This is a genomic window from Atopostipes suicloacalis DSM 15692, from assembly GCF_900129085.1.
Classification (GTDB): domain Bacteria; phylum Bacillota; class Bacilli; order Lactobacillales; family Carnobacteriaceae_A; genus Atopostipes; species Atopostipes suicloacalis.
In genome coordinates this window covers 1-22396 of sequence record NZ_FQUF01000007.1, presented here as the reverse complement: position 1 = coordinate 22396, position 22396 = coordinate 1, and the positions used below count along the sequence as shown (strand labels likewise).

Here is a 22396-nt window from a genome sequence, read left to right as displayed (position 1 = left end):
GAAGTCTCGTGTGAAATACAGCATACACGACGAATGAGCACTATTTCGTAAGTCATTTCAAAAACTTATCATTCTGGAATATTACATATTCATGAGTAATATTAATAGTGTTTGGGGGTTAAAAGACATCCCAGGAACAAAAAAACTTTAACTAAATATTACTAGGAGAATGATATTGTATTTTAATGATTTAAATTTAGTTGAACCGATTCAAAGAGCTTTGGAATCTGAAGGATATACAAAGCCAACACCTATTCAAGAACAAGCTATTCCAGAACTTCTTCAAGGAAAAGATTTACTCGGATGTGCCCAAACAGGTACAGGTAAAACAGCCGCTTTCGCGCTTCCTATCTTACAAAACTTAGCTTCTGAAAAACCACTTAAAAAAGAAAAACGTCAAATTAAGGCACTCGTTATAGCACCTACAAGAGAGTTAGCCATCCAAATTGGGGATAACTTTAAAAATTATAGCGCAAACCTTCGATTAAAAACATTGATGGTTTATGGGGGCGTCTCACAACATCCTCAAACGAAACAACTCAAACGAGGCGTTGATATTTTAGTAGCAACACCTGGTCGTCTATTAGATTTGATTAATCAAGGACATATTAGTTTGAAAAATGTTCAGCATTTTGTTTTAGATGAAGCAGATTTAATGCTAGATATGGGAATGATTGACGATGTGAAAAAAATCGTTAAATTTATTCCAAATGACAGACAAACAATGCTTTTTTCAGCAACCATGCCTAACGCAATCGAAAAACTTACACGTTCTATCTTAAAAAATCCAGTCAAAGTAGAAATCACACCTGTTGCTTCAACAGTGGATACAATTAAACAGGAAGTGTATTTTGTAGATAAAGGAAATAAAACCAATCTATTGATTCACTTATTAAAAGATGATTCCATTGAATCAGCATTGGTCTTTTCACGAACAAAACATGGAGCTGACAAAATTGTTGGTTCACTTGGAAAAGCTGGATTTTCAGCACAAGCTATTCATGGGAATAAAACCCAAAAAGCACGACAACGTGCATTAAATAACTTTAAAGAAAGAAGAACAAAAATATTAGTAGCTACTGATATTGCTGCTCGTGGAATTGATATTTCTGAACTTTCTCATGTTATTAATTATAACTTACCTGAAGTTCCAGAAACTTACGTCCATCGAATTGGACGAACTGGACGATCAGGTCATAGTGGCGTGGCTATTTCATTTAGTGACCACGAAGAAAAATCTTTATTAAGAAATGTTCAAAAGTTGATTGATAAAGATATTCCTGAAAATACAGAAAATCCTTTTCCTTTAGCTAATAAACCAAAGAAAAAGGCTTCAAAAAAATCAAACGCTCGAAGAAACAAAAAATACCCATCTTCTCAAAAAGCGAATGCTTCTAACAAATCCGAACATTCAAATGGAGGACGTAGAAATAAAAATCGCAGAGGGAAGAATTCAAACCCATCGAATAAAAGCAAATCTCGAGGGAACCGTGCGTACGCTAAAACACGATAATTAACAGCTATAAGAGAAAAGCATCCATTAAGATTTAAATCTTAATGGATGCTTTTTGATTGTTCATTGAATAACAAATAAATGAGCGATATACTCTTTATATTAGTTTTTTAATATTTTAGAGTGGAGATTTTTATGAAAAAAGAGATGAAAAATATAGTAATAGGAATAATTGTACTGATTGTGTTTATAGTTGCAGGCGTTCATTTGAAACAAAGGATGGCTAGTCAATTAGCCGCTTCAAAAGAAAAACCAGTGGAACCTTCCAGTTCAAAAATAACAAAATCTGTAGAAACAATTGAGTATGATCTTCCGCTATCTAATTCAGAAAAAAGGGTTGAACATCCAACCCATGTGGTTTTGCATTTTACGAGTAATGCACTCAATAAGCCGCAAGATCCATACCTTATAGAAGATGCATATGACATTTTTAAAGAAAGTGGTGTTTCAACAAATTATGTCATTGGACGAAGTGGTGAGATTTATTCTTTTGTACCTGAAAATAGAGTGGCTTATCATGCGGGAAAAGGGAGTTTGTCTGATTTCCCGGAGTATAATGATCGTTTGAATTATTATTCGATTGGCATCGAAATTTTGGCGATTGGCACGTGTGAAGAAATGAGTACGATGATTCCTGTAGAAAATTTTGATTTAATTGATTCGGACTTGGTGGGGTATACGGAAGCACAATATCAAGCGCTAAATGTATTAATAGAGGATATTGTTGGAAGATACCCCGGAATTAAAAAGAATCGAGCGCATATTGTGGGGCATGATGAATATTCAACCGGTCGGAAAACTGACCCAGGAAGTTTGTTTGATTGGTCAAAAATAGGACTGTAATTTTGATTCTTACAGTCCATTTTTTGAATTAATAGAGAAATAAGCCGATGATTCCTGATAGAACCATAATGAGGATGGGATTTAATTTGTATTTTCTGAGCAAAAATAAGGCGAATATAAATACAATGACTGCGGCAAGGTTGAGATTGGCGCTTTGGATATTAAGGGTAGTGTCTCCAAAGAAAGCCAGCAAGAGAATGGTGGACGCTGCGGATGCGATAAGGCCTACTGAACTCGAACGTAAAGCTCTTAAGACGTTAGAGATGCTTTCTGTATTTTGATGCTTTTTAAAAAAATTATATAAAAAGATGGAAATAATAAACCCCGATAGTATACTCCCCACTGTAGCGGCTACGGCTCCAAAAAAACCAGCAATTCGGATCCCAACAAAGGAAGCAGTATTAACGACTAGCGGGCCAGGAGTCATTTGAGAAATGGTAATAATGTCGGTATATTCCTGAAGAGTGAGCCAACCGAAATTATTGACGACTTGTTCTTGTATTAATGGAATGATTGCATACCCGCCACCGATACTAAATAAGCCAATTTGGAAAAAACGAATAAATAAAGTAAGGATCATTTTCATTTATTTAAGCTCCTCTCATCGTGTTTTTTAGATAAGTTTGTGCAATAGCCAAAAGTGCGCAGGAAATAATGAGAACAAGCACATTTACATTAAAGACAAAACTTGCGATAAAAGTGATAGGAGCCATTAAAGTAAAGAGCAAATTCTCTTCTTTAAAAATCCCTTGCATCATATCAATAATTAAATCAACGATCGTGGCAGCCACCCCAGCTTCCATTCCTTTTAAAATGGCTGAGATGATGTGATTATCTCTAAATGCTTTGTAAAAAATGGAAATTACGGATAATATGAGGATGGGAGGGAGAACTGTCCCAATTGCACTGATCACTGCACCAAAAATTCCTGCAATGCGATACCCAACTAAGACAGCGATGTTTACGGCGATGGCCCCCGGACTTGATTGGGCGATAGCGGCCATATCCATTAATTCTCTTTCCGTAATCAAGTCTAAATCATCGACAAAATATTTCCGCATCATGGGGATGACAATATATCCCCCGCCAAAAGTAAATGCACTAATGTAAAAAGTAATTCTAAAAAGTGTAAAAATTGTTTTTAAACGATCAAATTTCATATAAAAACCTCCAGTAAATGTTTCAACTTTACTAGTATAATCCTTGTCTATTCATAAGTATAATAGTATAGTTTTATATAATACATAACTAAAAAGTAATGAATAGGAGTCTATATGAAAATAAGACATTTACGTATTTTTAAAGCTGTTTGTGAAGAAGAAAGTATCACTAAAGCGGCTGAAAAATTATATATCTCTCAACCGGCCGTCTCAAATGCGATTAGGGAGTTAGAGAATTTTTTAGGTATCCACTTATTTGATCGTATTTCTAGGAATATTTATTTAAATGAAACAGGAAAGCTCTTTTTAGCGAAAGTAAATAAAGTTCTCGATTTATATGATGACTTAGATCAAAATGTGAAAGAGTTAGGTGAGCAGGCTAAAATAAAAATCGGCTCCAGTATAACGATTGCCAATTTTGTATTACCGCAAAAAATAATTGCTTTTGAAGAAATCTATCCAAATATTCCGCTGGAAGTTACCGTCGAAAATGCGTGGAAGATTGAAGAAAAATTGTCGAATAATGAAGTGGATTTAGGTTTAATCGAAGGGGTTATTTACAATGAAGATTTGATTAAAATTCCTTTTTCTTCCTATAAAATGGCCGTTATTAGTTCGCCTGAGCACCCGCTCGCTTCAGAGGAAGCAATCAGTGTTCATCAGCTTATCCAAGAAAAATTATTATTGCGAGAAAAAGGAAGTGCTATACGTGATGTTTTTGATAGTGCTTTGCTGTTGCATAATTTAAAGGCCAATCCGGAATGGACCAGTATCAACTCTCAATCCCTGATTTATGCCGTCAAACAAAATTTGGGTCTAAGTATATTGCCTCAAATTTTAGTCAAAGAAGAACTGGCTAAAGGAGAACTCTGTGAAATACAGGTTGAAAATTTTGAGTTAGTCAATACAAACCACATCGTGTTTCACAAGGATAAGTTTCAAACCGAGAGCTTTAAAGCGTTAGTTGAAATTATCCAGACAGCGCACTAGATTTTGTTTATTTCCAAGAAATATTTGCTAAAAAAAGTTGGTTTGGACAATCCTAGTGGAGCTCGCGTGCCGACGCTCTGCCCCGCGCTCGAGCTCGCCTAGCTCACGTGCGAGTAATTTCCTCCGCACGCGAGCGGCTATTTCAATCCATTTTCAGAGAATAACGTTTTGCGATCGATCTATCTTAAGTCTCTTAATTGGTTGCTTCAGTTGATAGCCAGTGAAAGATATAGTGGAAGATCTCTTCTTTATTTGTTTCATTAACTAATTCATGGCGGCCATTTGGGAAGAGCTTAAGGGAAGTATTTTTAATGCCTAAATCTTGATACTGTTGGTATAAATTTTTGACAGATTTGCCATATTTACCTACAGGATCTTTGTCTCCTGAAATGACCAATATAGGTAAATCTTTAGAAATACCCGTTAAGCGATGGGGTTGGTATAACGTCTTAAATCCTTTAAAAAGATAATAATAAAAATTAATGGGGGAAACGAATCCACAAAAATCATCCGCTATGTATTTTTTCACTTCCTGCTGATCTCGACTAAGCCAATCAAATTTAGTCTGTTGCTGCTCTACTGCTTTGTTAAAGGACCCAAAAGATAATTTATCAATTAATTTAGCTTTAGATTGATCATTAAAAACTTTGTTTTGGATACTAACCAATATTCTTCCAGCCTTAACATCCAACCCATCTTGTTTGGCTGAACCTGATAAAATAATTCCGTCAATAGTATTTGAATATCGAATGATATATTCTTGTCCAATAAAGGAGCCAAAACTATGAGAAAAAATATAGAGCGGAAGCTCCTTATGTTTTTTCTTAATGAAATCGGAGATAATCTTTTCATCCTCCACAATATTATTGAAACCATCCTCTCCAATATAGCCAAATGCTTCATCGTCTTCTAACGAATTCCCATGTCCCCGATGGTCATCCGCATAAACAATAAAACCTTGACGATTTAAAAAATGAGCAAAGTCTTCATATCGTTTTGAATGTTCTGCCATTCCATGAATAATTTGAACCACACCTATTGGATGGTCCACATCATCCCAAAACCGCAAAAAAATTTGTTTGTCATTTATTCCATTAACCCATTTATATTTAGACAGAACCATTTTATCTCTCCTCATTGATGAAATCTTAAAAAAAGTATAGAACAACTCAGTCGTGGAAATCAATGAAGAATAAATGAATTTATGGGATAATAAAATCATCTAGGCTATAATTATTTTAATATTGAAGATTTAGATTAAGTAAAAACGGAGGGAAGACCATGCCTAAAGAAGGAAAAAATATTACTGAAAATGTAAATACTCCTCCTGGAACGGCTACACATGTAGGAGATAAGAAAATGGAAAACGCCAAACTGACCTATACAAAATACAACAAAGAAAAAATAGACAGAAAAAATATCAAAGACATTGACGAATTCATTAATGACCAAGAAACCGATAAAGTTAAATGGCTGAACATCACGGGTTTACAAAATACAGAACTCATCGAAAATTTATGCCAAGCATTAGACATCCACCCTTTAGTAATCGAAGACATTGTAAACACCGGACAAGCCGCCAAATACGAAGACTATGAACAATATTTGTTCCTAAACACGAAATCAATTGTCTTTAATAAAGAGGATGAATTAGATACCGAACAAATTTCATTTTTACTGTTCAAAGATCAATTGATCTCTTTTCAAGAATCGGAGTCTTCAATTTTTTCTCCATTAAATAAGCGGCTAGCCGAAGGAACTTATATCAGAAAAAATAAAGCAGATGATTTACTTTATGGCTTATTGGATACTGTAGTGGATCATTATTTTATTGTGATGGAAAAAATTGGGGATGAGATTGATCTTGTAGAAGATGAATTACTTTCTGATCCTAACAAAGATGTTTTACATAAAATTTATACTTTAAAACGCGAGTTAATTTTTATACAAAATACACTTTGGCCGATGAGAAATGTCTTGAACACTCTTTCTAGAAACGAATCTGATTTAATCGATGAAAGAACGAACCGATATTTCCAAGACGTGTACGATCATGCGATTCAAATGATTGATTTGACAGAAACGTATCGTGATATTTCAAGTGGAATGCTGGATACGTATCTTTCGAGTATTTCAAACAAAACAAACGATGTGATGAAGATCTTAACTATTTATTCCACCATATTTATTCCATTATCTTTTTTGGCCGGCGTTTATGGGATGAACTTTAAATATTTTCCGGAACTTAATTGGAAATATAGCTACCCTGTCTTTTGGCTAGTCAGTATTTTTATCACTATTATGATGATTCGATTTTTCAAAAAGAAAGATTGGTTGTAAAATAGATTGAGCTAAATGAAAATGAATAAATTAAGGAGATATTGATGAATATACAAGGATATTTAAATATTCCACTAAATGAAACCTATGAGATTAAAGTGGATGATACACATACATTATATGTAGAAGAATCTGGAAATCCAGAAGGTGAAGCTGTGATCTTTTTACATGGCGGGCCTGGAGGTTCCATTAGTGAAAAATCAAGACGCTTTTTTGATCCAAAACACTACCGCATTATCGCATTTGACCAAAGAGGGACCGGAAAAAGCACTCCCTTTTTATCTTTAGAAAATAATACAATTTTTCACAGTGTGTCCGATATGGAAGTTATTAGAGAAAAATTGGAAATTGACAATTGGTATGTATTTGGCGGTAGCTATGGAACAACCTTAGCTTTAGTATATGCCATTACCCACCCGAAAAGAGTTCGCCATCTCATTTTACGAGGGATATTTTTAGGACGTCAAGAAGATATAGATTGGTTATATTTAAATGGGCCGAAGCATTTTTACCCAAAAGAATACCAAGAATTTATCGAATGGATTGACGAAGAAGATAGAGGCGATTTAATTAAAGCCTATTATCATAAAATGACAACGGGAGACGAAGAAACTAGAAAGTTAACGATGAAAAAATGGGCAGATTGGGAAAGTGGATTGGTCAATATTTTTCCGAAGTTTAATCAAAATCCAAAGATTAAAGATAGTGACTTATCGATTGGGCTCTTAGAAGCGCATTACTTTGCGAATCATATGTTTTGGCCAGAAGAGAACTATATCTTAAATCATGTCGGTAAAATTCATTCTATTCCAACTGATATTGTGCACGGAAGATATGATGTAAATTGTCGTGTACGTGGTGCTTATGAGTTAAAGAACGTTTTGCCTCAAGCGAATTTACATGTCATCGAAGCTGGAGCGCATAGCCCTTATGAGCCTTATATGATGAATGAATTGGTTGGAATAATGGATCGGCTGGTTCACTAACAAATGAATAAGAAAAATTTCTTGAATCATAAAGTTATTCCCTGAATTTCCTTTCTACTTATTTTATAATGATTATGTAATTTTTTTCAAAATACGAAAGAAAGAAGGCTCTTTTATGTATAAGATTAAGTTAAAGCGTGCATATGATGATGTGGAAAAAGAGGATGGCTACCGCGTACTGGTCGATAGATTGTGGCCGAGAGGAATCAAAAAAGAAGACCTCCATTACGATGATTGGGAAAAAGAAATCGCTCCTTCTTCAGAAATACGAAAAGAATTTGGCCATGAAAAAGAAAAATATAATGATTTCCGGAAGAAATATCTACATGAATTAGCTGAAAATGAGAAAGCGGATGATTTTGTTGAAAAAGTAAAAGAACAATTACAAAAACAAAATGTCACACTTCTTTATGGGGCCAAAGATCGTGAAAACAATCAGGCAGTGGTTTTAAAAGAATGGCTAGGTCGCCATAAATTAGAGGAATAAATGAGACAGGTGAATTAGATGCGAAAAAATGTATTAACAGTTCTTGGATTTATTGCAGAATGGGTGTTATTTACTTTTTCTTTACACCAGGCAGTCATCGAACTTTCAGAACAAAAGGAAGCTTTAAATGATATAAAATTGGCTTCAAAAAAATATCAAAATGTATCAGCAATGTATTGGCTATTTCCTCCTTTAAAAGTTTGGTTAGAAAAGAGACGGATGGAAAAAATTTTACATGATATTACTATAAATACTAAGGATTTTGATCAGCTATTCGGTTTATCCAATCGAGCTATTGCTTGGGCTTATCTGGCGGTTGCAGAAATTTTCATTAGTTTAATCGCTACAAATGAGGTATTAGAGATTTTTGAAATTGAAGTAACTAACTGGCAGTTTGTAGGCATTAATTTGTTCCTCGTTGGTATAGGAATTTTAATTGTAGCGTATCGAACGAGTGATCTTATTCGTGGACAGATGTATCAGCGGTACAGAGAAGGTCATTAACTAAGTAGTCATTTAAAATAAAATAGAAATAAAAATAGCAAAAAGTCTACTGGAGGGAGAAATATGCTGAAAAAGAGAACCCTTATTGGAGTGGCTTGTTCATTACTTCTGTTGACGGCTTGTCAAAGCAATGAGAATACTGAGTCAAATGAAGATTCTGGAGAATCTGAAAACGAGAATATTGAACAGGTTGAACCGGACCAAGAGAATAATGATTCCACGGAAGAATCGGAATCAGAAGAGTCAGAGAATAGCGATCAAGAAAATCAAGAGGAAACAGAAACGGACGAAGCTTCTTCAGAAGACTCAGTCCCAAATCAAGTAAAAGAAGAAGATTATGCTACTGAAGAAGAAGCAGTCGCCGCGATTGATGATTATCAAGTCGTTGAGCAAACAAATACCGATTTAGGCTATGGTATTGAAGCTTTAAGTGAAGGAGCTGCTGGTCATGAATATATTTCCTGGAATGAAGGTAACTGGCTCATCAAAATTGATTTTCCCTTAGATCCTCAATATGCTGCAGATGAATACGAAGATGGCCAATCTATGGCGGAAGCTGTTGTAGAATTTTTGGAAAACCATATTCTTCCTCCGCCAAGTGAACGGGGAGTTGTTACAATAACAGCTTTCAAAGATCATCCAGAAACAACTATCCGCTGGCAAGATGGTCTAACCGTTTATGAAGTTGAACAAGAAACATCGGATCCAATAGAAACGCTTCAAATAGCGGTAGACTATCAAGAAAATAAAGAATAAATAAAAAATAAATAAAAAGATATGGTTTAACTATAAATTAAACACTCTCTTTACACTTTATTCAAAATGATGAAAAAAGAGTGAAGGTAAGACCTTATGGTTGGTCAAAATCAAAATTAGTGATAAATTATTCTTATAAATCATTTAAAGAAAGAGAGAGAACTTTATGGAAGTACCAGAAGTTAAAGTCAAATTACATGAATTAGAACCTAGCTATACTTTGTTGACAGATATTCGTGAAAAAGCAGGAGCTCCAGTCGCTGAAGCAGAGGCCTTTACGAAAAAGCTGTATGTAATTTATGGTGCAGACGCCGCTCGAAAATTTTATAATCCAGAAAATTTTAAACGTGAAGGGGCAATGCCTGATCTAGTCATTAAAACATTATTTGGTGAAGCAGGGGTTCAAACTCTAGATGGAGATGAACACCACCATCGGAAAAATATATTTATGGATTTAATGACTCCTGATCGGATGGATGAGTACCATAAAATTTTAGACAAAAAGATGACTGCTGCTTTAGATGCTGAGCAGGGGACATTTGAGCTATTCAGTTTAACCCGAAGAGTATTATTTGAAGCGGTCACGGAATGGGCAGGAATTAATCTAGATAATCTATCCGATAAAGAAATTGATGATTTATCAAAATACCAAATTTCTATGATTAGCGGAACCTTTACTTCCCCAGTCGACCATATAAAAGGGGTAGAAGATCGAAAAAAATCAGAGAAATGGGCGAGAGAATTAATTGAATCTGCTCGTGAGCATCCTGTCCCAGGGAAAGAAAATGTAGCTTTATATGCTTTTGCTTCCGCAAAAGATTTGAATGGAGAGCTACTTCCTCTCGATACAGCGGCCGTTGAGTTATTAAATATTATTCGACCAACATTGGCATTGACTGTTTGGGCGGCTCTAATGGGGCATGCTTTATTTAGTCGCACAGATATTTATGACCAATTGAAAGCCAACTTTGATGAACTACAAGATTCTTTCATTCAGGAAATGCGACGTTATTATCCTTTCTTCCCAGCTGTCCCTGCAATTAGCTTGCAAGAAGTGGAAATTGATGGGTATAGAATTCCTGAAGGTAGCTGGGTGGCTTTAGATTTGTATGGAACGAATCATGATGCGAGAACGATTGATCAGCCGGAGGAATTCAGGATTGACCGCTATCAGGAAGACCCAGAACGTATTTCTTATGAGGAAGAATACGAAATGATTGCTCAAGGTGGCGGAGAATTTCGTAGTATGCATAGATGTGCGGGTGAATGGATTACCTTGCATACCTTGCGTGTATTATCGGATCACTTAGTGAATAAATATGAATTTTCTGTACCAGAACAAGATTTTGAAATTCCAATGAACCGATTTCCAACTTATCCAAAGAGTAAAGTTTTATTGTATAAAGAAGAAAATTAAATAGGGAAATGAAACAAGGACTGCTTTAGAGATAATAAGCAGTCCTTTTTAAATATTAAAAATAGCCAAAATATTTCGCTATTAGCCATTAATTTCTACGACATTTTCAATCCCATCGATTGCCTTTAGTTTTTTAATAAAATCATTCCGTTTGGCTTTTTTTCCGATATCTAGCGTAATTGTAAAAATAATACCTTGATCATCTTCATCGCCTGAGCTTTCTTGTTCAATATTTAGACTAGAAACCTCTAAATCTTCTGAATGAATATATTCAAGAAAATGACTAAATCCATGCTTGGAAAAAACAATGAGGGAAATCTCTGTGAATTCTATTTTTTTTTGAATATAATCTTTAAATGGACGAAGTAGAATAATAATTCCTACAATTAAAAATACACCAGCAATGGCTGCTGCATAAAAGCCACCGCCTATTGCTAAGCCAAGAGCGGCCGCACTCCAAATACTTGCTGCGGTTGCTAATCCTTGGACTCGATTTTCATTTGTAACTAAAATCGTCCCCGCCCCAATAAAACCAATTCCACTAATTACATAAGATCCCATGCGTGTGGGATCAATATTGGCATCCCCATATAATTCGTACATATAGATATTTGTCATCATAATAATCGTAGTACCTAAAGAAACTAGCGTATGGGTTCGTAGACCAGCCGCTTCATTTTTAATTCCACGATCCACTCCAATAATTCCGCCCGCAACAATCGCAAACACCATTCGCAAAATAATCGTAATAAAATTTAATTCCGACAAATCAAACGATAGGTTAAACATCTATTTTCCTCCCTGCTCATTTTCTTCTGAGGCACGTAAAACACGATTGAGAAAAGTTTTTATATTGATTCCATGGTAAACTATAAAGAAGAAAAAATTACTCTGTAATGAATATCAATATCTTTCTATTCATTATTGTCTAGAAAACCAATTAAAGTCAAGTTCTTACGTTTAAACTTAGAAATAAGAATAAATGAAAATAAACAAAAGGCAGGAAAAATTATGGATTATAAAAAAATGACAATTCAAAATAAAGACGATATCCTTTTACCTAACGAACCCTTTGATTTGTTCGGCCGGTTGATTGTTAGTCGAATAAACAATCAATGGTCTTATGAAATTGAGGAGTTTGATGAGGTAGAGACGATGGTATTTCCGGATGAAAACTACGACTTTCATCAAATTCAGGAAAAAGGCTTTGCGATTGGCGCTTATCATAAAGAGAAATGTATTGGTTTAGCCATTTATGAATATAACTGGAATAACTACTTATATTTATATGATTTAAAGGTAAATTCTGATTTTCGTAAAATGGGGGTAGCGAGTAGATTAATCAAAGAAGGTCAAAACTATGCAGAAGAGCTCGGCTATAAGGGAATTTATACGGTAGGTCAAGATGACAATTTAGCCGCATGTCTCTTTTATTTAAAACAAGGGTTTGAAATAGGTGGCTTCAATACGCGTGATTATGATTATACGAAACAGGAAGGGAAAGCGGATGTGTATTTTTATCTGAAATAAAAAAACAAAATGGTTATATAGGTATTTTTGTCTATATAACCATTTTTTGTTTTAACCAATTAGCGACTAATAATGACATCACATTTTGCATGGCGAATAACATAGCTGGTTACGGATCCCAATAACACTTTAGCAATACGACCTTTTCCCGTAGCTCCCATGATAATTAAATCAATCGCCCAGCGTTCCACCAATTTATTTGTAATCTGTGTACGTGGTTCTCCATAAATGAGTTCTTTATGGATATGAACGCCTTGACTATTCGCATAATTTTCTAAAGCCGATAAAAATGAATTTCGTTCGTCAATAAAAAAGCCGACATTATCCTCTGGAAGAACATGCACTAAAAAAATATGACTTCCCCATAATTTAGCCTGTTGAATTCCTCGTTTAAATGCGTCAATCGATTCTTGCGATCCATCTACGGGTAACATAATATTTTGATAAAAATTTTCCATTTTGAACGACTCCTTTCAAAAACTAATGACAAGTCAAAAAAGAGAGCGTTTTTCAATTTTTCAAATATAGTATAAACTATCAAAGGATTTAATCAAAGAGAAAAGACAGTGAACAATAAGTTAATCATTTTCATCCCTGATTAATCGTCATAAATACTAATTAATGTTACTATTAACTTTAAGAACAAAGTAAATATTTGGAAAATAAAGGAGCATAACATTGAAATTTATTTCATGGAATATTGATTCATTAAACGCAGCATTAACAAGTGATTCAAATCGAGCAATAATGACGAGAGAAGTTTTAAAATCCATTATTGAAATCGATCCGACGGTTATTGCTATTCAAGAGACAAAATTACCTAGAACCGGACCAACTAAAAAACATTTAAAAATATTAGCAGAAAATTTCCCGGATTACGAACTTGTCTGGAATATTTCGAAAGAACCGGCGCGAAAAAGCTATGCCGGAACAATGTTTTTATATAAAAATCATCTAAAGCCTCAAATTACATATCCAGAAATTGATGCACCGGATACAATGGACGCTGAGGGGCGTATTTTGACTTTAGAGTTTGAAGATTTTTACTTAACACAAGTTTATACGCCGAATGCTGGGTCAAAGCTGGTTCGTTTGCCAGAACGTCAAAAATGGGATGAAAAATATGCAGAATATTTAGTTTCTTTAGATAAAGAAAAAATTGTTTTAGCATCAGGAGATTTTAATGTGGCGCATAAAGAAATTGATATTGCACATCCAGATCGAAATCGTCGTTCAGCAGGTTTTACAGATGAAGAACGAGCAGGATTTACTCATCTTCTAGATCAAGGATTTACGGATACTTTCCGTCATGTCCATGGAAATGTAACAGATGTTTATTCTTGGTGGAATCAGCGTGCGAAAACAAGTAAAATTAATAACTCGGGATGGAGAATTGATTATTGGTTAGTAAGCGATCGAGCAGCAGATAAAGTGGTTAGATCTGAAATGGTTGATTCCGGAGAAAGACAAGACCATACACCTTTACTTTTAGAAGTTGATTTTTCTTAAGATGTGTTTTTTGTCTTTAAAGACACTTAAAAAATCCAAAACACTAACTAAAATCAAGGATGTCAAAATTTGCTCAGCAAATTTTCTCATTGTAAAAACAAAAAATATGTTTATATTTATCAAAGCACTTCCACTACGCATGAGTTGCTGATAAAAGTGCGCTATAGTGGTGTCTCGCCCACAGATTATCAAAAAGTGCGTGCAATAGTGGCGTATCGCCCACAAATCATTGAAAAGTGTGCGCAATAGGAGTGTATCGCCCACAGATTATTAAAAAGTGCGTACAATAGGGGTTTATCGCCCACAAATTATTAAAAAGTGCGTGCTGGTAAGTATTAAAAATTATTCACTGTTTATTTCGAGAATCCTCAATGGAAGTTGCTAAAAAATTAGAGGTTTCTTATCCAGTTTACGATAAAAATATTTCAAATTATTTAATGAATCTTCAAAAAAAGTATACTTAATAAAAATAAATGGTGCTTCAGCGTCTATAGACTTTAGCTGAAGCGCCATTTTTAAATCGTTATTTTATAATATGAATTCGTTGAATTGTTTGACCGTTTCAAAATAGTAGGTAGATTCTGCTCGCATGTGTTCTTTAATTTCAGGAATACTATGAGACCAACCCGCAGCTGCAAAATCTACATTACAACTTTTGGCCATCTCTAATCCTGGTTTCAAATCATCCACCATTAAGGCTTCTGTTTCATGAAGATTGAAGCGTTCTAAGATTTTTTCAATCGGATAGGGATGTGGCTTTCTTTGATGTTCTGGTAATTCCCATCCGAAAATTGCATCAGGGACAAATCCACAATGAATAGAATAGTCTCTTTCAATTCGGCTTCTTTCAGAATGAGAAACAACAGTGACAATCCCACCTTGTTTTTTAAATTCTAGAATGGTTTCGGCAAATAAATCATAGAAATCTGGTACCGTTGATGCAGTATATTTTTTCCAAACGTCTTGTTGATGTTTTTGCTCTTCTTCTGTGAATTTGATAATGTCTGTACATAAGGAAGAAAAACCTGGATTAAAGCAGTATCTAACAAAATCTTCAAAAGTAATCGGCTCATCATTGGGTCTTAAGTCCTTAAGAGCTTCAATAAATGATGGATAGTGTATATCTGGTGTACTTTTTACTCCTGTATCATCATGGTCTAAGATTAAACACTTATATTTTAAAGCCATAATAACCTCCTATAAATTGTAACGTCTTCTTTCAATAAATCTTAACATACAATTTAATCGTTTTCTTGAATCAGAAGAAAACAGAAACGGAATGCTATAAATTTATTTGAGTACTATTTTTTGATTACAGTAACGTAAGCACACCATCTAATTGTTTTTCAATTTTATCCCGCAATTGATGAGTAATCATAATGACCGTTAACTTCGGATTATTGACTAGATTTTCTTCAATCCGAAGAGCACTTGATTCATCTAAGCTAGAGGTTCCTTCATCAATTAAAATAATTCGTTTACCTCTGATTAATCCTCTTGCCAGCGCAATACGTTGTCTTTGTCCACCAGAGAGTAATCGGCCAGCTTCACCGATATCCGTATCTAAGCCGTCTGGTAATTTTTCAATAATGTCTTCTAAAACGGCTTCTTTAATGACTTGATTAAATGCTGAGTTAGAAAAAGATTCACCTAAAGTAATATTCTCTCGGATTGTTCCGCTAAAAAGATAGGGCGTTTGGTCAATATATAAAATATTATTTCGTAAATCTTTTCCATTGATCTCATTTAATTCAAGGTTGGAAAAAGTAGCTGATCCAGTATAATCTATTAATTTTCCAATGAGTATATTGAGTAGAGTAGATTTTCCGCTGCCACTTGATCCGACAATGGCATATTTATTTCCAAGCTCAAAGTGATAAGAAATATCGGATAGTACTTGTTTGTCTCCATAGGCGTAGCTTAAATGACTTAGTTTAATTCCTTGGATTTCAGAAGGAATGAGATGTTGATTGTTTTCTGTATGTGCTTCAATGTTTTCGAATTTATCAAAAATAGGTTGCACCGAGCGAATTTGTGCGAGTTGGGTACTTACATTACCTAGAGTATTAAAAATGGTAATCCCTAAATTACTCGTTGCAGCAAAAGAACCAATCGGTACAATTTTTCGGAAAGCTAAGAAACCAGTTAATGTGAGAATAGAGATTTGTCCAAAAACATTCCCAAAAACTCCAGCAATCGTTACATTAGAAACAACTACGGCTTGATCATTTTTAGCAGCCGCCAATTTGAGCGATGCTTCTCGAGTGTTTTTTGTAATATTTTTTAAAAGACTATAAGAAAATAAAGTATCAAAACCAGATAAAACTTCGGAAACACGACTCAGAAACCGCTCGTTTTCCTTTGTCGTATTTAACGAAGATTTTGCCATTTGTTTTTCGAATATTTTTGGCAGAAAAATTGTGAGTGCACCTGCTACAATGGTCCATAGAACAAGGCTCCAATGGAAAAAGAATAAGGCAATAACAGAGGTTAAGGTAGCAATTGAGCCAGTTAATAAAGCGTAGAAATTGTCAAAACCAACTGTTTCTATAGTGGATAAGTCATTACTGAGCCAAGAAGCATACGTTCCAACTTGTCGTTTGTGGAATTCATTATAGCTCGTTTTCTCTATGCGCTGAGTGATATCGGTCCTGATTGCGGTAGCCATTTTTTGTTTCACTTGACTAATCTTAATGATTTGCAAACGAACGAAAATCAGTTGAATCGCAAACAAGCCTAATACTATTCCGACAATTCTTAGAAAATGATTGAAGTTAAAGGCAATTAGTGCATCCAATGCACTAGCAACTTGTACACTGACAATAGTCTGACATAAGCCAGTAAGAAATAAGATAAGAGTGACGACTAAATTTTCCTTCCAAAATTTGTAAATGTAATAAAACATTTTAATCCCCTCCTGTTTATTTGTAAATAAAGTATAAAAGAAGTAAACTACATAGAAGTTAAAATTTACATATATGTAAAAAAAGAGGAGATTTTATGGATTTTGGAAAGACATTTAAACAAATTCGTAAAAGTAAAGGGATGACCCTAAAAGAAGCGGCTGGAGAAAGTATGTCTCAAGCTCAACTTTCTCGTTTTGAGAATGAACAATCCATGGTGACCGTGGATTTACTTTATGAGATGTTAAGCAATATAAATACAACCCCTCAAGAATATTATTTTTTAATGGGAGCAGATCCTGAAAAGGAGTTAAAAGATTTTTTCTATCGAATTATTGAATTAGATGGAAAGTTTCAAGAAACTGAAGTGCTTGAAACCGAAAGAGAGAAATTAAAGGATAGCAATCCCGGTCCTTACGATTGGCAAAGATATATGATTTATTTTATTGAGAACCTTATTAAAGCAAAGAACAACGAACCTTTTGATGCGGATAATTATGTACGAGATTATCTCATGCAAATTGAAGATTGGGGAGAGCGAGAGTTAAGAATATATGCATTATTTGGCTTTATTTTACCTGTTGAGACGACTTATTTTCTAATGAAAACAGCCGTTAAAAGAAGTCAACTCTATCAGGGAATACCTCAAGATATGAAGTTGCTGCATACCATTTTGACCAATAACTTTTCTACATTTATTTTTCATAATCGACTGGATTATGCGAAAGAAACCTTATTATTATTTGAAGAAAGTCTCAAACATCATTCTGAATTTGTGGAATCTCATTTAAATTTACTTTTTAATAAAGGAATTTTTGCCTTTAAAGAAGAGAATGTTGAAAAAGGAAAGAGGTGTTGTGAACAAGTTCTTTCTCTTTGCGAGATTTTGCAACAAAAGGAAAGAGGGAAAATGTACGCGTACCGATATAAAACATGGGTAAAAGAATATGATAATCCTGATTTTAAAGAAATCACGATTGAACCAGGGATTTTAGGGTTTACTTTAGATGGATAAAAGAATGGAGTTCTTTACAGCATTTGGAGGATTTTAAGAATAGGATTAAATTTTTGGAGGAGTCTCTATGAGAATAGGATACGCAAGTCAAACAGTGGGAATACCAGGAGTAAAATTTAAAACCACAAGATTAAAAAATATAACGGATGAAAAGTTAATAGAACTTATTCATTCCAATTTACATTCACTTGATTTAATTTTTGATTATAACATTAAAAACAATATCCAAATGTTTCGAATTAGCTCCGATATTATCCCTTTTGGTTCACATGAAGCCAATAAATTAAAATGGTGGGAATTATTTCAAGAGGAATTGGTTGCGTTGGGAAAAAAAGCACAGGACAATGACATTCGTCTCTCTATGCATCCTGGCCAATATACAGTATTAAATTCGCCAAACATAGATGTTGTTCATCGAGCAGCAGCGGATCTTTTGTATCATACTCGCTTTTTAGATGCGATGAATCTTGATGAAAGCCATAAAATTATTTTACATGTCGGTGGAGTTTATGGTGATAAGAAGTCAGCAATGGAGCGCTTTATTGAAAATTATAAACAACTAGATGAACGAATTCATAAGCGTCTGATTATTGAAAATGATGATCGACAATATACTATTTCTGATGTGCTTTCGATTGCTGAAAAAATTAATACACCTGTTGTTTTTGATAATCTTCATCATGAATGCAATCCAGATGATGAATTGAGCGAAGCAGAATGGATGATAGAAAGCAAAAAAACGTGGGGTATAAAAGATGGGCAACAAAAAATTCATTATGCTCAACAAGACGCAGAAAAAAGACTAGGGGCTCATTCAAGAACGGTGGATTTAAAGAAGTTTGCTAAATTCTATTCTAAGTTACCGACTAAAGAGATTGATATTATGTTTGAAGTGAAAGATAAAAATCTATCCGCAATAAAAGGTATTAATTTATTAGCTACGCCTCATATCAAATATTTAGAGAAAGAATGGGGGCGTTATAAATACTGGGTATTAGAGCATTCTCCTCAAATTTATAATGAAATTCGCCAACTCTTAAAGGATAAGAATCATTATCCTGTGATAGAATTTTATGAATGGATTGATAAAGCGTTAGAGAAGCCAATCAGAGGTGGAACGGCTGTAAATGCTGCTCAGCATATTTGGGGTTATGTAGAGGATCTAGCGGATGCGAAAACAAGAGCAAATTTTGACAGAAATATTGAAAAAGTGGCCGAAGGAGGCTCAACTCTTCCTTTAAAAAGACTTCTTTGGAAATTAGCCGTGGCAAAAGAACAACCTTACCTCATGAATTCTCTTTATTTTAATGAAATATATTCAGAGTATGCGAAAAAGTACCGACTTATTTTAGAAAGATAAGCAGTACTTTTTCTACTTTATGAATATTTGGAAGAACCTAAGAAACTTCTAGAATCCTTAGGTTTACTTCGCCTGCTGGTGTCTCAATCTGTACATTATCGCTTTCTTTATGACCTAACAATCCTCTACCAATAGGCGATTCAACAGATATTTTATTTTTTGAGGGATTGGCTTCGACTGGACTAACGATTGTATAGATTTCTTGACTGCCATTGGGCAACTCCATAAATTTTACCGTGCTGCCAATGATGATAGCTTCATGTAACTCACTATTTGAATAGACTAACTCAATATTATTTAATATTTCTTCAATATCTTTAATTCGTTCTCTTACCAAGGATTGCTGTTCCAGCGATTCGCTAAAACACTTGTCTTCTTCAAAGTCACAAAATTTTCGAAGTCGCTTAATTTCTTCAGTGATTTCTTGCTGACGCACATTTTTTAAATAATTTAGTTCTTCTTCTAATTTCTTTTTTCCTTCTAAAGTCATCGGATATTTTTGCAACATAAAAATCACGTCCTTTTATTTTCAAATATCTGTGTTTTAGTTGTTTTATTCAGTACCGCCGTGACCCTCTTTCGTAATAAAGTATATCATAATTCAGACAAAGCCTTTAAGGATACAGTTGAAGATGAAAAAAGAGAGGACTCAGTTAAAGTTAAAACTGAAAAACTCTCTTTTTAAAAGAATAATCATTTTTCCAAAACCGCGAAGTAATTGTTCTCATCATCAGCAAAATTAAATACTTTTTCACCAGAAGGCATAGTAACCAGATCACCAAGTGTAATTTCTTTTTCTGTCATATCCGAATAGAGTTGTTCGAGATCATCGGTAAAAAACATGAGAGATGGCGTACCTAAATTCATTTCGGGTTCCATTTCGGCAACAAATGCTTTATCAGTTAATACGATACTTGTCATTGCTTTCTTTGGAGCGACTTCAATTCGACGCAATCCTTGAATTTCTAAATTTTCTTCCAGCACAATAAAATCTAATTTCTCCGTCCAAAATTCTTTCGCCTTCTCGAGATTGTTAACATAAACCATCACTTGTCCCAATCTATTGATCATCGGCTTTCACCACCTTTGGATAATCTAGTTTTTTAGTTTAATGTTTAGGAATGGTTAGGCTTCTTGAACATAAGTGTACCAAAATTGAGAAAAACTTTTACGTGAAATGAACTCATAAAAATAAAGAGACTTATCAAATGAATTAAATTGTATTTATAGATAGAATGAATAGTGAAAATCAAAGGGAGTGAAGAGAATGCATGAATTACATCAACTATTAAGTCAATTGAAAGATCATGAATGGGTGAACTTATCGCATGAAGTTCATGAGGAGATTCCTTTTTACCATACTTTTAATCCATTAAAGGAGACAGTCATTTCATCGATGGATGAGGACAATGTATATTCCTTGGAATATACAATTGGAAGTTCACATGGTACACATATCGATGCGCCTAGTCATTTTGCAGAAGGAAAAAGAGATTTATTGGATATTCCTCAAAAAGAGCGGGCTTTACCTTTATATGTGATTCATTTAGAAGATAAAGTAAAAGATGATCCAGGTTATGCGGTCACAGTAGAAGATATTCAAAATTTTGAAGCAGAATATGGTAAAATACCAGCGGATAGCTTTGTCGCGTTTTCGAGTGGTTGGTATAAAAGATTTTACGATTCGGATGTGTTCAAGAACGCGGATGAAGAGGGCGTTGAACATACCCCAGGATGGTCTATTCCAGCGCTTGAGTATTTGAGTCGTACACGCAATGTGACTGCCATTGGGCATGAGACGTTAAATACAGATAGTGGTGTAGAAGCTGCCGAAGCTGGATTTTTAGTGGCTCAACAATATTGGCTAAGAGAAGATAAATATCAAATTGAATTAATGGCCAATTTAGACAAAGTCCCTGCTGTTGGGAGTATTATTTTTGTAGGAATGCCACATATTAAAGATTCACCAGGCTTTTCTGCAGAAGTCTTTGCGGTTGTTCCAAATGAATAAAATAAACAAGTAAAACATTCTAGCGAAGAATCGAAAACTCTTTGGTTCTTCGTTAAATTATTTTTTAGTCAATAGATAGGAGTCTCTTATGTTCGCTCAGTTAGAAACTTGGCAATATTATGCACTTATTTTCCTCGGATTAATCAATCTATATACGTTCATCCTTTATTTTGTGGATAAAAGACGTGCGATCGCTAGAAAGCATCGCATTCCTGAGAAAAAATTATTAACTTTCACTTTTTTATTCGGTGGAATAGGAGCTATACTGGGAATGTCTGTTTTCCGTCATAAAACGAAAACACTCAAATTTAAAATCAGTGCACCTCTTGCTTTTATATTTACGATGCTTAGTTTATGGCTTATTATTCAATTTTAGTCATTTATAATTTGAAGGGACTATTTCTGTACTTAGTGAAATAATCGAGAACATTCATAAGGAGAGACTAAAATGAATTATATTCGAGATTATGCGATGATGGTGGCGATCTTTAGCTTTGCGAGCATGGCTTGGTTTGGTTGGTCGCAAGAAGAACCACCAAAAAGTTGGCGAAAGTATATTGGGATTTTGACAGGGATTGCTTTGTTACTTTGTCTACTCGGTGTCTATTTAAGTATAAAAAATTGGGGAGAAGCAACGGCATTAGCCAATGAGCAATCGTTCATCTATTATTATGTATTCGTAGTTCTTGAGTTCGTAATTGCAGGAATCGGGGCCTTTATCTTGTTCCAAAATACGAAGGGACACTATATCGCACCTTGGGTTTGTTTTATAGTCGGTGTTCATTTCTTTGGATTGCGATATGTTTTTGATGATTTCAGTTTAAATATTTTAGGTCTTTTATTGGTGATAGTGTCAGGGGTTTCTTTATATGTTTCGAAAAATACTAAGTTAACAAATAGTACAATAACTGGAATAATTTCTGGAACGATATTTTTAGTTTTTGGTCTTTTTAATCTGATTAGATTTTTTAATAGATGGCTCTGTTAAAGTTAGTTGTTGATAATTGATTTTAAAGAACGAATGTTCTATAATTGAACTAACTACATTAGGGTTGGTGATGATTGTGAGAGC

General features: G+C 34.3%; 25 protein-coding genes. 16 read left to right on the top strand and 9 right to left on the bottom strand.

Annotated features, from left to right (window positions below; all coding sequences use genetic code 11):
* The first annotated feature begins 175 nt into the window (after positions 1–175).
* The gene (locus tag BUB96_RS02830) at positions 176–1513 is read left to right on the top strand and encodes a DEAD/DEAH box helicase (RefSeq protein ID WP_073296090.1); all 1338 of its coding nucleotides are present in this window, start codon (positions 176–178) and stop codon (positions 1511–1513) included.
* Positions 1514–1648: 135 nt separating this feature from the next.
* Positions 1649–2356, top strand: coding sequence for an N-acetylmuramoyl-L-alanine amidase (locus BUB96_RS02825; protein ID WP_143274265.1), 708 nt, complete (start codon positions 1649–1651; stop codon positions 2354–2356).
* A gap of 28 nt (positions 2357–2384) precedes the next feature.
* Here BUB96_RS02825 and BUB96_RS02820 read toward each other — a convergent pair whose 3' ends face one another.
* Positions 2385–2942: a chromate transporter gene (locus BUB96_RS02820; RefSeq protein WP_073296087.1), complete on the bottom strand. Its 558-nt coding sequence runs from the start codon at positions 2940–2942 to the stop codon at positions 2385–2387.
* A 4-nt stretch (positions 2943–2946) separates the two neighbouring features.
* Positions 2947–3516 (bottom strand): chromate transporter, encoded by a 570-nt coding sequence (locus BUB96_RS02815; protein WP_073296084.1) that lies wholly within the window; start codon positions 3514–3516, stop codon positions 2947–2949.
* A 114-nt stretch (positions 3517–3630) separates the two neighbouring features.
* Between BUB96_RS02815 and BUB96_RS02810 the strand changes: the two genes are divergently transcribed.
* On the top strand, positions 3631–4506 hold the full coding sequence (locus BUB96_RS02810; protein WP_073296081.1) for a LysR family transcriptional regulator: 876 nt from the start codon (positions 3631–3633) through the stop codon (positions 4504–4506).
* 193 nt (positions 4507–4699) lie between these two features.
* Here the strand turns inward: BUB96_RS02810 and BUB96_RS02805 are convergent, their stop codons facing one another.
* Complete coding sequence (locus tag BUB96_RS02805; RefSeq protein ID WP_073296078.1) at positions 4700–5629, bottom strand: alpha/beta hydrolase; 930 nt, start codon at positions 5627–5629, stop codon at positions 4700–4702.
* Positions 5630–5787: 158 nt separating this feature from the next.
* On the opposite strand from BUB96_RS02805, the gene corA reads away from it, so the two are divergent.
* From corA to BUB96_RS02775, 6 genes are all read left to right on the top strand, one after another.
* On the top strand, positions 5788–6846 hold the full coding sequence (gene corA, locus BUB96_RS02800) for a magnesium/cobalt transporter CorA (RefSeq protein ID WP_073296075.1): 1059 nt from the start codon (positions 5788–5790) through the stop codon (positions 6844–6846).
* 44 nt (positions 6847–6890) lie between these two features.
* A complete protein-coding gene (gene pip, locus BUB96_RS02795; RefSeq protein ID WP_143274264.1) occupies positions 6891–7832 on the top strand; it encodes a prolyl aminopeptidase in 942 nt (313 codons plus the stop codon).
* Positions 7833–7947: 115 nt separating this feature from the next.
* Complete coding sequence (locus BUB96_RS02790; protein WP_073296072.1) at positions 7948–8319, top strand: DUF488 domain-containing protein; 372 nt, start codon at positions 7948–7950, stop codon at positions 8317–8319.
* A gap of 18 nt (positions 8320–8337) precedes the next feature.
* Entirely contained in the window at positions 8338–8823 is a 486-nt protein-coding gene (locus tag BUB96_RS02785) for a hypothetical protein (protein ID WP_073296069.1), read from the top strand.
* Between the two features lie 63 nt (positions 8824–8886).
* A complete protein-coding gene (locus tag BUB96_RS02780; protein WP_073296066.1) occupies positions 8887–9579 on the top strand; it encodes a hypothetical protein in 693 nt (230 codons plus the stop codon).
* Positions 9580–9745: 166 nt separating this feature from the next.
* Positions 9746–10996, top strand: coding sequence for a cytochrome P450 (locus BUB96_RS02775; RefSeq protein WP_073296063.1), 1251 nt, complete (start codon positions 9746–9748; stop codon positions 10994–10996).
* Positions 10997–11077: 81 nt separating this feature from the next.
* On the opposite strand, the gene BUB96_RS02770 is transcribed toward BUB96_RS02775, so the two are convergent.
* Positions 11078–11785 (bottom strand): MgtC/SapB family protein, encoded by a 708-nt coding sequence (locus tag BUB96_RS02770; RefSeq protein ID WP_073296060.1) that lies wholly within the window; start codon positions 11783–11785, stop codon positions 11078–11080.
* Positions 11786–12007: 222 nt separating this feature from the next.
* Between BUB96_RS02770 and BUB96_RS02765 the strand changes: the two genes are divergently transcribed.
* Entirely contained in the window at positions 12008–12526 is a 519-nt protein-coding gene (locus BUB96_RS02765) for a GNAT family N-acetyltransferase (RefSeq protein ID WP_073296057.1), read from the top strand.
* Between the two features lie 59 nt (positions 12527–12585).
* Here BUB96_RS02765 and BUB96_RS02760 read toward each other — a convergent pair whose 3' ends face one another.
* Positions 12586–12984 (bottom strand): universal stress protein, encoded by a 399-nt coding sequence (locus tag BUB96_RS02760; RefSeq protein WP_073296053.1) that lies wholly within the window; start codon positions 12982–12984, stop codon positions 12586–12588.
* 220 nt (positions 12985–13204) lie between these two features.
* Here BUB96_RS02760 and BUB96_RS02755 point away from each other — a divergent pair, with 220 nt between their 5' ends.
* Positions 13205–14035 carry an exodeoxyribonuclease III gene (locus tag BUB96_RS02755; protein ID WP_073296050.1) on the top strand — a complete coding sequence of 277 codons (831 nt, stop codon included), beginning with the start codon at positions 13205–13207 and terminating at the stop codon, positions 14033–14035.
* Between the two features lie 528 nt (positions 14036–14563).
* On the opposite strand, the gene BUB96_RS02750 is transcribed toward BUB96_RS02755, so the two are convergent.
* On the bottom strand, positions 14564–15223 hold the full coding sequence (locus tag BUB96_RS02750; RefSeq protein WP_073296047.1) for an HAD family hydrolase: 660 nt from the start codon (positions 15221–15223) through the stop codon (positions 14564–14566).
* Positions 15224–15347: 124 nt separating this feature from the next.
* On the bottom strand, positions 15348–16940 hold the full coding sequence (locus BUB96_RS02745) for an ABC transporter ATP-binding protein (protein ID WP_073296044.1): 1593 nt from the start codon (positions 16938–16940) through the stop codon (positions 15348–15350).
* Positions 16941–17035: 95 nt separating this feature from the next.
* Between BUB96_RS02745 and BUB96_RS02740 the strand changes: the two genes are divergently transcribed.
* Positions 17036–17953 (top strand): helix-turn-helix domain-containing protein, encoded by a 918-nt coding sequence (locus BUB96_RS02740; protein WP_073296041.1) that lies wholly within the window; start codon positions 17036–17038, stop codon positions 17951–17953.
* Between the two features lie 67 nt (positions 17954–18020).
* Positions 18021–19313, top strand: coding sequence for a UV DNA damage repair endonuclease UvsE (gene uvsE, locus BUB96_RS02735; RefSeq protein WP_073296038.1), 1293 nt, complete (start codon positions 18021–18023; stop codon positions 19311–19313).
* Positions 19314–19350: 37 nt separating this feature from the next.
* Here uvsE and greA read toward each other — a convergent pair whose 3' ends face one another.
* A complete protein-coding gene (greA, locus tag BUB96_RS02730) occupies positions 19351–19821 on the bottom strand; it encodes a transcription elongation factor GreA (protein WP_073296035.1) in 471 nt (156 codons plus the stop codon).
* A 185-nt stretch (positions 19822–20006) separates the two neighbouring features.
* Entirely contained in the window at positions 20007–20384 is a 378-nt protein-coding gene (locus BUB96_RS02725) for a VOC family protein (RefSeq protein WP_073296032.1), read from the bottom strand.
* A gap of 196 nt (positions 20385–20580) precedes the next feature.
* Here BUB96_RS02725 and BUB96_RS02720 point away from each other — a divergent pair, with 196 nt between their 5' ends.
* The 3 genes from BUB96_RS02720 (at position 20581) to BUB96_RS02710 (ending at position 22312) form a co-directional block, all read left to right on the top strand.
* Positions 20581–21324 carry a cyclase family protein gene (locus tag BUB96_RS02720; protein ID WP_073296028.1) on the top strand — a complete coding sequence of 248 codons (744 nt, stop codon included), beginning with the start codon at positions 20581–20583 and terminating at the stop codon, positions 21322–21324.
* Positions 21325–21412: 88 nt separating this feature from the next.
* Complete coding sequence (locus BUB96_RS02715) at positions 21413–21700, top strand: DUF1294 domain-containing protein (protein WP_073296025.1); 288 nt, start codon at positions 21413–21415, stop codon at positions 21698–21700.
* A gap of 72 nt (positions 21701–21772) precedes the next feature.
* Positions 21773–22312 (top strand): hypothetical protein, encoded by a 540-nt coding sequence (locus BUB96_RS02710; RefSeq protein WP_073296021.1) that lies wholly within the window; start codon positions 21773–21775, stop codon positions 22310–22312.
* The last annotated feature ends 84 nt before the right edge of the window (positions 22313–22396 follow it).

Coding starts and splice junctions, on each gene's coding strand:
- BUB96_RS02825 (WP_143274265.1), top strand. CDS start 1,649: ATGAAAAAAGAGATGAAAAATATAGTAATAGGAATAATTGTACTGATT.
- BUB96_RS02820 (WP_073296087.1), bottom strand. CDS start 2,942: ATGAAAATGATCCTTACTTTATTTATTCGTTTTTTCCAAATTGGCTTA.
- BUB96_RS02815 (WP_073296084.1), bottom strand. CDS start 3,516: ATGAAATTTGATCGTTTAAAAACAATTTTTACACTTTTTAGAATTACT.
- BUB96_RS02810 (WP_073296081.1), top strand. CDS start 3,631: ATGAAAATAAGACATTTACGTATTTTTAAAGCTGTTTGTGAAGAAGAA.
- BUB96_RS02805 (WP_073296078.1), bottom strand. CDS start 5,629: ATGGTTCTGTCTAAATATAAATGGGTTAATGGAATAAATGACAAACAA.
- corA (WP_073296075.1), top strand. CDS start 5,788: ATGCCTAAAGAAGGAAAAAATATTACTGAAAATGTAAATACTCCTCCT.
- pip (WP_143274264.1), top strand. CDS start 6,891: ATGAATATACAAGGATATTTAAATATTCCACTAAATGAAACCTATGAG.
- BUB96_RS02790 (WP_073296072.1), top strand. CDS start 7,948: ATGTATAAGATTAAGTTAAAGCGTGCATATGATGATGTGGAAAAAGAG.
- BUB96_RS02785 (WP_073296069.1), top strand. CDS start 8,338: ATGCGAAAAAATGTATTAACAGTTCTTGGATTTATTGCAGAATGGGTG.
- BUB96_RS02780 (WP_073296066.1), top strand. CDS start 8,887: ATGCTGAAAAAGAGAACCCTTATTGGAGTGGCTTGTTCATTACTTCTG.
- BUB96_RS02775 (WP_073296063.1), top strand. CDS start 9,746: ATGGAAGTACCAGAAGTTAAAGTCAAATTACATGAATTAGAACCTAGC.
- BUB96_RS02770 (WP_073296060.1), bottom strand. CDS start 11,785: ATGTTTAACCTATCGTTTGATTTGTCGGAATTAAATTTTATTACGATT.
- BUB96_RS02765 (WP_073296057.1), top strand. CDS start 12,008: ATGGATTATAAAAAAATGACAATTCAAAATAAAGACGATATCCTTTTA.
- BUB96_RS02760 (WP_073296053.1), bottom strand. CDS start 12,984: ATGGAAAATTTTTATCAAAATATTATGTTACCCGTAGATGGATCGCAA.
- BUB96_RS02750 (WP_073296047.1), bottom strand. CDS start 15,223: ATGGCTTTAAAATATAAGTGTTTAATCTTAGACCATGATGATACAGGA.
- BUB96_RS02745 (WP_073296044.1), bottom strand. CDS start 16,940: ATGTTTTATTACATTTACAAATTTTGGAAGGAAAATTTAGTCGTCACT.
- BUB96_RS02740 (WP_073296041.1), top strand. CDS start 17,036: ATGGATTTTGGAAAGACATTTAAACAAATTCGTAAAAGTAAAGGGATG.
- uvsE (WP_073296038.1), top strand. CDS start 18,021: ATGAGAATAGGATACGCAAGTCAAACAGTGGGAATACCAGGAGTAAAA.
- greA (WP_073296035.1), bottom strand. CDS start 19,821: ATGTTGCAAAAATATCCGATGACTTTAGAAGGAAAAAAGAAATTAGAA.
- BUB96_RS02725 (WP_073296032.1), bottom strand. CDS start 20,384: ATGATCAATAGATTGGGACAAGTGATGGTTTATGTTAACAATCTCGAG.
- BUB96_RS02720 (WP_073296028.1), top strand. CDS start 20,581: ATGCATGAATTACATCAACTATTAAGTCAATTGAAAGATCATGAATGG.
- BUB96_RS02715 (WP_073296025.1), top strand. CDS start 21,413: ATGTTCGCTCAGTTAGAAACTTGGCAATATTATGCACTTATTTTCCTC.
- BUB96_RS02710 (WP_073296021.1), top strand. CDS start 21,773: ATGAATTATATTCGAGATTATGCGATGATGGTGGCGATCTTTAGCTTT.